The sequence below is a fragment of the Variovorax cryoconiti genome, from assembly GCF_051216395.1.
Classification (GTDB): Bacteria; Pseudomonadota; Gammaproteobacteria; order Burkholderiales; family Burkholderiaceae_C; genus Variovorax.
Genome location: NZ_JBPJZI010000007.1, coordinates 147,420 through 159,654 on the forward strand (window position 1 = coordinate 147,420; position 12,235 = coordinate 159,654).

Consider the following 12,235-nt stretch of genomic DNA (forward strand, 5'->3'; position numbering starts at 1 on the left):
GTTGGCTCAGTCGTAATTGGTGAAGCGGCTGGGTGTCTCGCCGGGCTGGCGCAGCGGCTGGTAGCGCTGGATGTTCTGCGACAGCGTCTTCAAGGGGCTCGCGCCGACGGCCGCAAAGCCGACGAACTCGATCTGGAACATGATCCGGGTGGCTGCTGAGACCTGCCCGGTGGACAAACGTTCCAGCACCACGCGCCCGATCCAGCAGCAACCATCGTATTCGACGCCGATCACGCCGTCGGTGAGCTTGCTGTCCTTCAGGCTGTAGTTCATGCGGCCCACGGCGTACCAGCGGCCACCGCCTTCGCCCCGCCCCGGCCCGAGGTTCTTGCCCTTGTCGCCCCACAGGTCATTGAGCGGCCATTGCCAGCCGATGTCGATCGACTTGTTGCCGTCATTGGCGAAGGTGCTGCTGTCGGCTTGGTAGCGGTAGGCGGCATTGATGGTGCGGTACGGCCCCGGGTTGTAGCGGGCGGTGACGGTGCTGCGCTCCGAACGCCGGGAGTCGGGGTTGTACTGGACGGTGGTGTCCGCGGTCCACTGCGAGGTCCAGTTGATCTGGGCTCCCACCAGGATGTCACTCAGCCGGTCGGTGACCGGCGAAACGCCCGGCAGCGTGACGCGCTGGTCGCTGAAGCGAAAGCGCTGCGCGACGCCGAAGCGGGCCGCCTCGGCGCCGGTGTCGGGGTCGATCAGGCGGGTGCTGACGCCGCCCGTCAGCATGTTGCTGTCGGCGATCCGGTCGTTGCCCGAAAAAGCGTTCTCGGTGTAGATCGTCGCGAAATTGAAGTCGTTGGCCGCGGTGTCGTATACCGGCAGCTGGCTCTGGTCCCGGTAGGGCGTGCGCGTGTAGAAGAGGCGCGGCTCCAGCGTCTGCCGGAAGGAGCGCCCGAACAGGCTGGTGTCGCGTTCGAACACCATCCCGCTGTCGATGCTGAAGGTCGGCACGGTCCGGCTCGCCGAATTGGACCCGTTGGCCAGCGGCCCGTCGAACTGGTAGGACGTCGCATGCAACTGCACCTTCGGGATGACGAAGGTGCCCGGCGTTAGCCAGGGCCGGCTCACCTGCAGGATGCCGAAGGCCCGCTCGCCATCGGGCTGGCGCTGCCCGTTGAGCAGCGGCGCGTACTGCGAATCGGCCTTGAAGCGCGTGTAGTCCAGCGAGGTGCTGACGTCGAAGCCGTTCCAGTCGTACTGGATGTTGTTCGCCGTGAGCTGCGGCATGCGGTCGTAGGGCGGCGTGATCGGCGAGAGCGAGTACTGCAAGGTCTGGTAGGACAGCGCGCGCACCTGGCCGTACCAGTCGCCCTTGGCCCAGTTGAGCGCGGCCTCGCTGTCCAGCAGACGCGTGCTCAGGGTCGGCGTGCGGGAGAAGTCGCGCCAGTAGTCGTTGTCGCTCACCCGGTTGATGCGCAGCGTCGCACCGAGCGAGTCGAGCCCGAAGGGCTTCGGGTCGAAGCTCTGGCTGTGCGTGGTCCAGAGGCCCCAGCGATCGCGGTCGCGCAGCTGGTCCGACGGCATGTAGTCGGCACGCAGGACACCGCTGTAGGTGTTCTCCAGGTAGCGAAACTCGCTGCCCAGGTTGATGCCGCGCTTGGTCATGACCGTCGGCGTGACCGTCGCATCGCGGTTCGGTGCGATGTTCCAGTAGTAGGGCATCTGCAGCTCGATGCCGTTGACGCTGTCCACGCCGAACACCGGCGGCAGCAAGCCGCTCTTGCGCTGGTTGTTCAGCGGGAAACTGATCGACGGCAGCGCGGGCGAGCTGACGCCCATGAAGCTCAGACGCGCGTCGGTCGCGATGCCGACGCTCTCCTCGGTGTCGGTGGTCAGGGTGGCGGCGGTCAGCAGCCAGGCCGGCACCCAGCCCGGATAGTCTTCGCGCCGGCAGGTGGTATAGGTGGCATGCCGCGCCACCGAGACGTTGGCATCGACGAAGTCGATGCGATCGGCGTTGCCGTTGCCCCCGGTCTCGAGGAACTGGTAGCGCACATTGTTGAAGAAACCTTCGAAGGTCTCGACCTTCAGCTGCAGCTCCGGGCCTTCGTAGACGTTGCCGCCCTGGTTCACCCGGACGTTGCCCTGCGCCTTGGCGAGGTCGTCGGGCTGGTAGTACTCGAGGCGGTCGGCACGGATCACCGTGTCGCCGCGCCGCAGCGAGGCGTTGCCCTCGACCACAGTCTCCAGATCGGGCCGGCCCGAGATGCGGTCGCCGTCGACGAAGCTGGGCCGCAGGCCGCGCTCGTTGGTCGGAATGGTTTCGACCAGCTGCGGTGTGCGCCGCAGCTGCAACGGCGCGTCGATCCAGGCGGCCTCCTGTGCGAACGCGCCTTGCGCCTGCCACAGGGCCAGCGTCAGGATGGCCAGCGGCAGGGGGGGGCGCTGGGGCCGGCTCATTCGCCCCTCCGCCCGGCCGCTTGGGCAGCACCCGACGCCCACGTCGCGGCGGTCAGCGGGGACACGGCAGGCCAGGCACGAGGGCATTTCAATTCGAACATGGGCAGGAGCGTCACGGATCGTCGAGGAAAGATCGTCGAGGGAAAGGGGGCGGCGAACGGGGGTGTTCGCCCAGGGCCTGAGGAGGCCATTTGTAGAATCGATTATCCATGACCGCATCCCCGAACCCGGCCGCCGGCGCCGCCCCTTCCATTGCCTGGAGCGACCCGGCTCGCGCAGCGGCCTTCGGGCGCTGGCTCGACCGCATCGCGCCGGCGCATCAGCTGATCCCCGAGACCGTGCGGCTGGCCTCGGCCGACGCCAGCTTCCGCCGCTATTTCCGCATCGACACGACCAGCGACGCGCGCACCCGCATCGTGATGGACGCGCCGCCCGACAAGGAGAACAGCGCGCCCTTCGTCGAGATCGCCCAACGCATGACGGACGCCGGCGTGAAGGCGCCGCGGGTACTCGCGTGGGATACCGCCGACGGCTTCCTGCTGCTCGACGACCTGGGCAGCCGCACGATGCTCGACGTGATCGACCCGGCGAACGCCGACGCGAGCCGCCCGCTGTATGGCCAGGCCATCGATGCGCTGATCGCCTGGCAGCTGGCGTCCAAGCCCGACGTGCTGCCGCCCTACGACAGCGCCCTGCTCGAACGCGAGCTGGCGCTGTTCCCAGAGTGGTACATCGCGCAGCACCGCGGGGTCGCGGTCGAAGGCGCGATCAAGGAACGTCTCGACCGCGCCTTCAAGGCCATCGTCGCGCACAACCTCGCCGCACCGCGCGTCTACGTGCACCGCGACTTCATGCCGCGCAACCTGATGGTGGCCGACGACGGCGGCCCGCTGGGCGTGCTCGACTTCCAGGACGCGGTCTATGGCCCCATCACCTACGACATCGCCAGCCTGATGCGCGATGCCTTCCTGAGCTGGGACGAAGACTTCGTGCTCGACGTCACCGTGCGCTACTGGCAGCAGGCCCGCAAGGCCGGGCTGCCGGTGCACGAGGACTTCGGCGAGTTCTACCGCGCCGTCGAATGGATGGGCCTGCAGCGCCACCTGAAGGTCGCGGGCATCTTCGCGCGGCTGACCCTGCGCGACGGCAAGCCGAAGTACCTGGCCGACACGCCGCGTTTCATCGCCTACATCCGCGCCACCGCCGGCCGCTACACCGAACTCACGCCGCTGCTGCGCGTGATCGACGAGGTCGAAGGCACGCAGCCGCAGATCGGCTTCGCGTACGGCCGGGTCTGAGGTGCCGCGCTTCCACTGTGCCGTCCCCCTGCAGCCCGGGCTCGCGCTTGCCCTGCCGCCCGGCGCCGCGCGCCATGTGCAGGTGCTGCGGATGCAGCCCGGCGAGCCGCTGACGCTGTTCGACGGCCGCGGCGGCGAATACGCCGCGGTGGTGGAACGCATGGGCCGCAGCGAGGTCGCAGTGAACGTCGGCGCGCACGACCCGGTCGAGCGCGAGGCGCCGCATGCCGTGCACCTCGCGCTCGGCATGCCGGCCAACGACCGCATGGACTGGCTGGTCGAGAAGGCGACGGAGCTCGGCGTCGCGAGCATCCAGCCCCTGATGACCGCCCACGGCGTGCTGCGCCTGGCGGGCGAGCGGGCCGAGAAGAAGCGCGCCCACTGGGAAGCCATCGCCGTCGCCGCCTGCGAGCAGTGCGGCCGCAACCGCGTGCCGCAGATCCACCCTGTCCGGGCCTACGCCGACTGGCTGGGCGATGCGCGCGCGGATGACGGTGTGCAGCGCATCGTCCTGAGCCTGGCACCTGGCACGCGGCCGCTCGTCGAACTCTCGGCCACCGGCGCCTGGCAGGTGCTGAGCGGACCGGAAGGCGGTCTCAGTGGCGACGAAGAGGCCCGCGCGCTGGCGCAGGGCTTCCGCCCGGCCCGGCTCGGCCCGCGCGTGCTGCGCGCCGAAACCGCAGCGCTCGCGGCGCTGACGCTGCTGGGCGGGGCATGAGCACCGCCCGGCCGCCCGAAGGCGCTCAGCTCCGCAGCCCGCAGGGCGGAGGTTATCCAATGAGCGCGGCGCCGCCATCGCGCCTGCGCCGCCGCCTCCACCGCGTGCCGGGCCTGCTGGCCGGCCTCTGCCTGGCGGGCGCCGTGCAGGCCCAGCACTTCGCGCCGAAGTTCATGGCGGACAAGACGGTGCGCCCGGAGGTCCGGCTCGCCTTCACGCGGCTGCTGGCCGCACCCGCGGTGCAACGCACGTTGGACGCGGTGCGTGACGACCACCTCAACACCATCGACGACCTGCGGCTGCTCACCGAGATCGAGGCACCGCCCTTCAAGGAGCGAAAGCGCGCCGAAGCCTTCCTCGGGCGGCTGAAGGCGCTGGGCCTGACCGACGCCACCATCGACGGCGAGGGCAACGTGCTCGGCCTGCGCAAGGGCCGCGGCAAAGGTCCGACGCTGCTGGTGTCGGCGCATCTCGACACCGTGTTCCCCGCCGGCACCGATGTGCGCGTGCGCGAGCGCGACGGCCGTCTCTACGCGCCCGGCATCTCCGACGACACGCGCGGCCTCACGGTGCTGCTGTCGTGGCTGCGCGTGCTGAACGAACAGAAGGTCCAGACCGAGGGCGACCTGCTGTTCGCCGCGAGCGTCGGCGAGGAGGAACTGGGCAACCTGCGCGGCATGAAGCGCATCTTCGCGGAGCATCCCGAGATCGACGGCATGGTCGGCCTCGAACCGGCGCCCGACGGCAGCGTGCTCGTGGCCGGGACCGCGAGCCGCCGCCACGAGATCGTCTTCAGCGGACCGGGCGGCCACAGCTTCGGCGCCTTCGGCCGCGTGCCCAGCGCCGTCCACGGCATGGGCCGCGCCATCGCGAAGATCGCCGATCTGAAGACGCCCAGCTTCCCGCGCACGACCTTCACCGTGGGCACGGCGAGCGGCGGCACCGCCGTCAACGTGATCGCGGCCGAGGCCCGGATGGCGATCGACATCCGCTCGGACGCGCCGGCCGAGCTGCGGGTGCTCGAGCGCCGGATCTTCGAAGCCGTCGACGCCGCGGTGCGCGAGGAAAACGCCCGCGCCCGCACCGACACGCTGCGTGCCACGCACCGACTGGTCGGCGAGCGCCCGGGCGGCCGTACGCCGAGCGACGCGGTGATCGTCGAGGCGGCCGTGCGGGCCAACGCCAGCGTGGGGCTTCGCACGCTGCTGCGCGGCGGCAGCACCGACGCCAACGTACCGATGTCGCTGGGCATCCCGGCCATCGTGGTCGGCGGCGGCGGGCAGACCGGCGGCTTCCACGCCCTGGACGAATGGATCGACTTGCACGAAGCCTGGCGCGGTGCGCAGAACTCGCTGCTCACGGTGCTGGGCCTGGTGGGCGTGCAGCAGGTGAGCGCGCCGCTGCTGGCCAGACGGTCGGCCGCCAATTGAGTCACGCGCGCGGCGGATACCGGAGGCCGACGGGTTCCCAGGCGATGCGCGGACGCGCACAATCGCAGCCCTTCGCTCACACATCAAGGAATATGTCATGGGATTGCTCGACTCGATGCTCGGTCAGGTGCTCGGCGGCTCGCAGGGCGGGCAGGGCGATCTCGCCGGTGCGCTCGGCGGCCTGCTCGGCAACAGCGGCGGGCCGGAAGGGCTTGGCGGCCTGGTCTCGAAGTTCGAGCAGGCGGGCCTCGGCGACGTCATCGGCTCGTGGATCGGCAAGGGCGAGAACGCGCCCGTGTCCGGCGGCCAGCTCAACGACGTGCTCGGCGGCGACGCGATCTCTGCCATCGCCGGCAAGCTGGGCATCAGCCCGGCCATGCTGCTGCCGATGCTGGCCACGCTGCTCCCGTCGCTGATCGACCGGCTCACCCCGAACGGACAGATCCCCGAGCAGGGTGTCGGCACCAACGAAGAGCTGCTGTCCTCGCTGAGCGGCCTGCTGCAGAAGCGTTGAGGGCCCGGCGCCCGTCGGCCCGCCGCGACGCATGAACCGCAAGCTCTGGCTCCTGGCCGCCTGCCAGGGGCTCTTCCTCACCAACAACGTCACCTTCATCGCCATCAACGGGTTGGTGGGGCTGAGCATGGCGCCACGCGCCTGGATGGCCACGCTGCCGGTGATGGGCTACGTGGTCGGCGGCGCGCTCTCCACCGGCCTGGTCGCGCGCACGCAGCAGCGCTACGGCCGCCGCCGGTCGTTCCAGATCGGCCTGGGCGTGGCCTTCGCGGCGGCGCTGCTGTGCGCACTGGCGGCGGTCAGCCGCAACTTCTGGCTGCTCACGCTGGCCACGGTCATCGCTGGTTACTACAACGCCAACGCCGGCCTCTACCGCTTCGCAGCCGCCGAACTCACGCCGGCCGATGGCCGCGAGAAGGCCGTGTCGATCGTGATGGCGGGCGGACTCATCGGCGCGGTGGCCGGGCCGAACCTCGCGAGTGCCACGCGCGACGTGCTCGCCGTGCCCTTCGCTGGCGCCTACATCGCGCTGGCCTTCGTGGCCCTGCTCGCCATGGCCGTCATGCACTTCATCGAATTCCCGGCCGTGCCGGCCACGCAGCGTGCGAACGGGGGCCGGCCACTGCGCGAAATCGTTCGGCAGCCGGTGTTCGCAGTGGCCGCGCTCTCGGGCGCGCTGGGCTTCGGCGTGATGAACCTGCTGATGGCCGCCACGCCGCTGGCGATGCAGGTCTGCAGCCTGCCGTTCCCCGACGTGGCCTTCGTGCTGGAGTGGCACGTGATCGGCATGTTCGCGCCGGGCTTCTTCACCGGCCACCTGATCCGGCGCTTCGGCGCGCTGCCGGTGATGGGCGTCGGGCTGGTGCTGCAACTGGGCTGCATTGCCGTGGCGCTGTCGGGCGTGGACCTGCACCGGTTCCTGGTCGCGCTGTTCCTGCTCGGCGTGGGCTGGAATTTTCTTTTCACCGGCAGCACGACGCTGTCGCTGGGCGCCTACACGCCGCAAGAGCGCGACCGCGCGCAGGGCGCGTTGAACTTCAGCGTGTTCGCGACCGTGGCCGTCACCTCGCTGGCCTCGGGCGTGCTGGTCACGACGCAGGGCTGGCAGTGGCTGAACATCGGCTCGCTGGTGCCGGTGACGATGATCGCCGTGACCCTGCTGTGGCTGGCGCGGCGCGCAGCCGCACCGGCCTGAGCGGCGAGCGAACTCAGGCGGCCACCGGCTCCGCCTGCGCCTTGCGGTGCGCCACCGGCAGCGCGGCGATCACCTCGGCCACCGCGGCCGTCAGCTTCTTCGCATAGGGCACGTGCAGGAACTCGTTGGGGCCGTGCGCGTTGCTCTTGGGGCCGAGCACGCCGCAGACCATCATCTGCGCGGTCGGGAAGCCCGCGCTGAGCATGTTCATCAACGGAATCGTGCCGCCCTGGCCGATGTAGCCGCAGGGCGCGCCGAAGTGCGCCTGCGACGCGGCGTTGAGCGCCTGCTCGAACCACGGCGTGATGGCCGGTGCGTTCCAGCCGGTGGCACCGCCGCCGCCTTCGAAGGTGACCTTGGCCTGGTAGGGCGCGTTGTCTTCGAGCAGGGCCTTGAGTTCCTGCACCGCGCGGTCGGCATCGACCAGCGGCGGCAGGCGCAGCGACAGCTTGAAGGCGGTGTAGGGGCGCAGCACGTTGCCCGCGTCCTTCAAGGCCGGGAAGCCGTCGGCGCCGGTGACTGACAGCGTCGGCTTCCAGGTGCGGTTGAGCAGCGCCTCGACCGGGTCGGTGGTGGTGGGCAGCGCGAAGGTGGTCGAGCCGCCGCAGTCGTAGTGCGCCCACGGAAAGCGCTTGAACAGTTCATCGCCCAGGATGTCCGCGGTGACGCGCGCCTGCGCCAGCCGGTCGGCCGGCACCTCGCAATGGAAGCTTGCGGGCAGCAGGCGGCCGGTCGCGCTGTCCTCGAGACGGTCGAGCACCTGCCGCATGATGCGGAAGCTCGACGGCACCAGGCCCGACGCGTCGCCGGAATGGATGCCCTCAGTGAGCACCTCGACCTTGAGCATGCCGCCGGCCATGCCGCGCAGCGACGTGGTGAGCCACAACTGGTCGTAGTTGCCGGCGCCGGAGTCGAGGCAGATCACCAGGCTCACGTCGCCCAGACGGTCCTTCAGCGCCGTGACGTAGGGCAGCAGGTCGTAGGAGCCGCTTTCCTCGCAGGTCTCGATCAGGCCGACGATGCGCGGGTGGGCCGCGCCCTGCGCCTTGAGCGCCTGCAGCGCCGCCACGCTGGCATACACCGCGTAACCATCATCGGCGCCGCCGCGGCCGTAGAGCAGGCCGTTCTCGTACTTCGGTGTCCAGGGGCCGAGATCGTTGCGCCAGCCGGTGAACTCGGGTTGCTTGTCGAGGTGGCCGTACATCAGCACGGTCTCGCCCATGTCGGTGCCGGTCGCAGGCACTTCGAAGAACAGCACCGGCGTGCGGCCTTCGAGGCGCACGATCTCGAGCGTCAGGCCTTCGACCTTCTGTGCTTCAACCCAGGCCGCGGCGTTGCGCAGCACGGTTTCGAGGTAGCCGTTGGCCGACCATTCCTTGTCGAAGCCCGGCGACTTGGCCGGGATCGCGATGTAGTCGGTGAGCTGGCGCAGGATGTCGGTGTCCCACTTCGTGGTGACATCGGACAGGGCGCGCTCGGCGTCAAGCGCGCCGGCGGGCATTTCGCGGTGCAGGGGGGCGTTCATCGGGGTTCTCCGCTGAAAGGAATCGGGGAAAAGCATTGTGCGCCTGCGGGCGCTCCGCGTAGAGTGCGCAGTCCCAAACCCGACTCGACGTGAAGGAGCGCCCGATGAGCAGCAGCAAGGCGACCGACCGCATCCGCGTGGGCATCGGCGGCTGGACCTACGAGCCCTGGCGAAACAACTTCTATCCCGCAGACCTGCCGCAGAAGCAGGAGCTGCACTACGCGAGCCGGCAGGTCACGGCGATCGAGGTCAACGGCACCTACTACAGCACGATGAAGCCCGAGAGCTTCCGCAAGTGGCACGACGAGACGCCCGACGGCTTCGTGTTCTCGCTGAAGGCGACGCGCTATGCGACCAACCGCAAGCTGCTGGCGAGCGCTGGCGAGTCGATCGCGCGCTTCGTCGACAGCGGCGTCAGCGAATTGAAAGACAAGCTGGGTCCGATCGTCTGGCAGTTCATGCCGACCAAGGTCTTCGACGCAGAGGACTTCGCGGCCTTCCTCGCGCTGCTGCCGAAGAAGGCGGGCAGCCGCACCCTGCGCCACGTGATGGACGTGCGGCACGAGAGCTTCATGACGGCGGAGTACCTCGCGCTCGCACGAGGGCACGGTGTGGCGACGGTGTTCACCGACTCGGACAAGTTTCCGTCCTTCGCCAATCTCACGGCCGACTTCGCCTATGCGCGTCTGATGAACAGCGATGCGAAGCTGAAGGCGGGCTATGCGCCGAAGGCACTGACCACTTGGGCCGAGCGCGCGCAGCAGTGGGTCGATGGCGGTGCCCCGGACGATCTGCCGCGCGTGGACGGCGTCGACGACGTCGCCGCCAAGGCGCGCGACGTGTTCGTCTTCTTCATCAACGGCGCCAAAGAAAAAGCACCCGCCGCAGCGGGTGCCTTGATCGCGAAGCTGGGCGCCTGATCAGGCAGCCTGCAGCGCGGGCTTCTTCGATTCGGAAGCGCTGAAGGTGATCTCGCCGGAAAGCTGGCCGCCTTCCTCGATCACGATCTTGCCGTAGCGGATCTTGCCGGTGACCTTGCCGGTCGAGTGGATGACGAGCTTCTCGCGCACCGTGAGGTTGCCGTCGAACACGCCGCGGATCTCGGCGATGTCGATCTCGGCCGAGCCCTTGAACTCGCCCTGCTCGGCGATCTGGATCACGCGGGAATCCATCGTCGCTTCGACCAGGCCTTCGACCACGAGCGTGTCGCAGTCGGTGATCTCGACGCCCTTGAGCTTGATGTTCGGGCCGACGGTGAGCTTGCTGCCGCCTTCCTTGACGGCCGGTGCGGTTGCCGCCGGCGTGGTGGGTGTCAGGGCCGAAGGCGTGACGGGCGTGCCGGCGAGATTGGTGCCACCGCCCACCAGGGGTGCAGGGCGGGAATTGAAGTTGTCGGTGTCGCGGTCACGCTTGCCGAAGAAGGGGGACTGTGAAGCCAAGACTTACTCCTCTGGAAACGGCCTATCGTAAGAAGGCCACGCACCATGCTGGCACTTTTTTCCGAAAGATTGGTAACGAGATCATTCGCTTGGCACGGCATTGGGTACTTTTGATGTGCTTCGAGTGCACACAACGACAATGCCATCGACCGCGCCGCTCATCCACCGATCCATGCCCAAGAAATCTTCGCCCCGTCCCGCCGTCGCCGGTCCCCTCATCGCCGACGAGGTGCCGGTCGAACTGCGCTTCGGCAAGCCCGATCACGGGTGGCGCCTGAAACTCTATTCGATCATCTTCGAATCCGAGACACGCGCGGGCCGGTGGTTCGATCTGGCGCTGATTGCGGTCATTCTCGTGAGCGTCTTGGTCGTGGTGCTCGACAGCGTGCAACCGATCCGCGCGCGCTGGGGCCCGGTCTTCGGCGTGCTGGAGTGGTTCTTCACCATCGTCTTCACGCTCGAGTACATCGCGCGCCTCGCCTGCCTGAAGCGGCCGCTGCGCTACATGATGAGCTTCTATGGCGTGGTGGACCTGCTGGCGCTGCTACCGACCTACCTGGCGATCCTGATGCCCGAGCTGTCGGTGCTGATCGACGTGCGCATCCTGCGGCTGCTGCGCATCTTTCGCATCTTCAAGATGTCACGCTACGCGGCCGAGTACCGCACGCTGGTGGCCGCGCTGGCCGCGAGCCGCCGCAAGATCATGGTCTTCGTCGGCTTCGTGCTCATGGTCGTGCTGGTGCTGGGCACGCTGATGTACGTGGTGGAAGGGCCGCAGCACGGCTTCACCAGCATTCCCGTCGCGGTGTACTGGGCCATCTCGACCATGACCACCGTCGGCTTCGGCGACCTGGTGCCCAAGACCGACATCGGCCGCGCAATCGCCTCGGTGATGATGCTGCTGGGCTGGGGCGTGCTGGCCGTGCCGACGGGCATCGTGTCGGCCGAGATGGTGCGCTTCGGCCGCGACGCGGCACCCGCACTCACGGGGGGCCATGGCCTGCTGGCGGACGCATTGCACATCGCACCGGACGCGCGCCGTTGCGCCGACTGCGACGCCGGCCAGCACAGCGCCGATGCCCGCTTCTGCCGCTGCTGCGGCAGCACGCTGGGTTGATCGCTCAGGCGTCCGCGTCGGCCCAGCCGGCACGGCCCTGCGACGCATCGTCGATGCGCGCCACGAGCGCTGCGGCATCGGCCTCGACCACGTGGAAGGTGCAGCGAACGAGCGTGCCGTGTGCAACATCCATCAGCGACGCGCCGGCCGCGGCCAGCTCGCGGCGCAGCATGCCTTCCATCGCGTAGGGCACGCTGCACGAGAGCGTCCGCAGCCGCTGCAACGGCAGCTTGGTCGCGCCGAGCAGCGCCTGCGCCACCGCGTCGGTGTACGCGCGCACCAGTCCGCCGGCGCCGAGCTTGATGCCGCCGAAGTAGCGCACCACGGTCGCGAGCACGCCTTCGAGATCCTGGTGGCGCAGCACCTCGAGCATGGGCCGGCCGGCGGTGCCGCCGGGCTCGCCGTCGTCGTTGGCCGCCGATTGCCCGCCGGCCATCAAGGCCCAGCAGACATGCGCCGCGCCGGGATGCGCGGCACGCAGTTCGTTCACGACGCGTAAGGCCGCCTCGCGGTCGGCCACCGGCTGCACGCAGCCGATGAAGCGGCTCTTCTTGATGACGAGCTCGCTGTGGACCGCCGCGGCGAGCGTCTGCGCCACGGGC

General features: G+C 69.1%; 11 protein-coding genes. 7 read left to right on the top strand and 4 right to left on the bottom strand.

What is annotated here, in order from left to right:
* Positions 1 to 6: 6 nt before the first annotated feature.
* On the bottom strand, positions 7 to 2,397 hold the full coding sequence (locus ACSFA2_RS17870) for an LPS-assembly protein LptD (RefSeq protein ID WP_435456660.1): 2,391 nt from the start codon (positions 2,395 to 2,397) through the stop codon (positions 7 to 9).
* Between the two features lie 209 nt (positions 2,398 to 2,606).
* On the opposite strand from ACSFA2_RS17870, the gene ACSFA2_RS17875 reads away from it, so the two are divergent.
* The 5 genes from ACSFA2_RS17875 to ACSFA2_RS17895 all read left to right on the top strand — a co-directional run bounded on the left by ACSFA2_RS17875 (position 2,607) and on the right by ACSFA2_RS17895 (position 7,552).
* The gene (locus ACSFA2_RS17875; protein ID WP_435456661.1) at positions 2,607 to 3,695 is read left to right on the top strand and encodes an aminoglycoside phosphotransferase family protein; all 1,089 of its coding nucleotides are present in this window, start codon (positions 2,607 to 2,609) and stop codon (positions 3,693 to 3,695) included.
* 1 nt (position 3,696) lies between these two features.
* Entirely contained in the window at positions 3,697 to 4,413 is a 717-nt protein-coding gene (locus ACSFA2_RS17880) for a 16S rRNA (uracil(1498)-N(3))-methyltransferase (protein WP_435456662.1), read from the top strand.
* A 59-nt stretch (positions 4,414 to 4,472) separates the two neighbouring features.
* Positions 4,473 to 5,843 (top strand): M20/M25/M40 family metallo-hydrolase, encoded by a 1,371-nt coding sequence (locus tag ACSFA2_RS17885; protein WP_435456663.1) that lies wholly within the window; start codon positions 4,473 to 4,475, stop codon positions 5,841 to 5,843.
* A gap of 82 nt (positions 5,844 to 5,925) precedes the next feature.
* Positions 5,926 to 6,357 carry a YidB family protein gene (locus ACSFA2_RS17890; RefSeq protein WP_475545395.1) on the top strand — a complete coding sequence of 144 codons (432 nt, stop codon included), beginning with the start codon at positions 5,926 to 5,928 and terminating at the stop codon, positions 6,355 to 6,357.
* Positions 6,358 to 6,388: 31 nt separating this feature from the next.
* Positions 6,389 to 7,552: an MFS transporter gene (locus ACSFA2_RS17895; RefSeq protein WP_435456665.1), complete on the top strand. Its 1,164-nt coding sequence runs from the start codon at positions 6,389 to 6,391 to the stop codon at positions 7,550 to 7,552.
* A gap of 13 nt (positions 7,553 to 7,565) precedes the next feature.
* Here ACSFA2_RS17895 and ACSFA2_RS17900 read toward each other — a convergent pair whose 3' ends face one another.
* The gene (locus tag ACSFA2_RS17900; RefSeq protein WP_435456666.1) at positions 7,566 to 9,077 is read right to left on the bottom strand and encodes a M20 family metallopeptidase; all 1,512 of its coding nucleotides are present in this window, start codon (positions 9,075 to 9,077) and stop codon (positions 7,566 to 7,568) included.
* Positions 9,078 to 9,181: 104 nt separating this feature from the next.
* On the opposite strand from ACSFA2_RS17900, the gene ACSFA2_RS17905 reads away from it, so the two are divergent.
* Positions 9,182 to 9,997, top strand: coding sequence for a DUF72 domain-containing protein (locus tag ACSFA2_RS17905; RefSeq protein ID WP_435456667.1), 816 nt, complete (start codon positions 9,182 to 9,184; stop codon positions 9,995 to 9,997).
* Here the strand turns inward: ACSFA2_RS17905 and ACSFA2_RS17910 are convergent, their stop codons facing one another.
* A complete protein-coding gene (locus ACSFA2_RS17910) occupies positions 9,998 to 10,516 on the bottom strand; it encodes a bactofilin family protein (protein ID WP_435456668.1) in 519 nt (172 codons plus the stop codon).
* Positions 10,517 to 10,688: 172 nt separating this feature from the next.
* Here ACSFA2_RS17910 and ACSFA2_RS17915 point away from each other — a divergent pair, with 172 nt between their 5' ends.
* Positions 10,689 to 11,633, top strand: a complete 945-nt coding sequence (locus ACSFA2_RS17915; protein ID WP_435456669.1) for an ion transporter — start codon at positions 10,689 to 10,691, stop codon at positions 11,631 to 11,633.
* Between the two features lie 4 nt (positions 11,634 to 11,637).
* On the opposite strand, the gene ACSFA2_RS17920 is transcribed toward ACSFA2_RS17915, so the two are convergent.
* A complete protein-coding gene (locus ACSFA2_RS17920) occupies positions 11,638 to 12,231 on the bottom strand; it encodes an IMPACT family protein (RefSeq protein WP_435456670.1) in 594 nt (197 codons plus the stop codon).
* Positions 12,232 to 12,235: the final 4 nt, after the last annotated feature.

Excerpts from the sequence above, each read along its gene's own strand:
- ACSFA2_RS17895 (WP_435456665.1), top strand. The coding sequence starts at position 6,389 with ATGAACCGCAAGCTCTGGCTCCTGGCCGCCTGCCAGGGGCTCTTCCTC.
- ACSFA2_RS17885 (WP_435456663.1), top strand. The coding sequence starts at position 4,473 with ATGAGCGCGGCGCCGCCATCGCGCCTGCGCCGCCGCCTCCACCGCGTG.
- ACSFA2_RS17875 (WP_435456661.1), top strand. The coding sequence starts at position 2,607 with ATGACCGCATCCCCGAACCCGGCCGCCGGCGCCGCCCCTTCCATTGCC.
- ACSFA2_RS17915 (WP_435456669.1), top strand. The coding sequence starts at position 10,689 with ATGCCCAAGAAATCTTCGCCCCGTCCCGCCGTCGCCGGTCCCCTCATC.
- ACSFA2_RS17870 (WP_435456660.1), bottom strand. The coding sequence starts at position 2,397 with ATGAGCCGGCCCCAGCGCCCCCCCCTGCCGCTGGCCATCCTGACGCTG.
- ACSFA2_RS17900 (WP_435456666.1), bottom strand. The coding sequence starts at position 9,077 with ATGAACGCCCCCCTGCACCGCGAAATGCCCGCCGGCGCGCTTGACGCC.
- ACSFA2_RS17905 (WP_435456667.1), top strand. The coding sequence starts at position 9,182 with ATGAGCAGCAGCAAGGCGACCGACCGCATCCGCGTGGGCATCGGCGGC.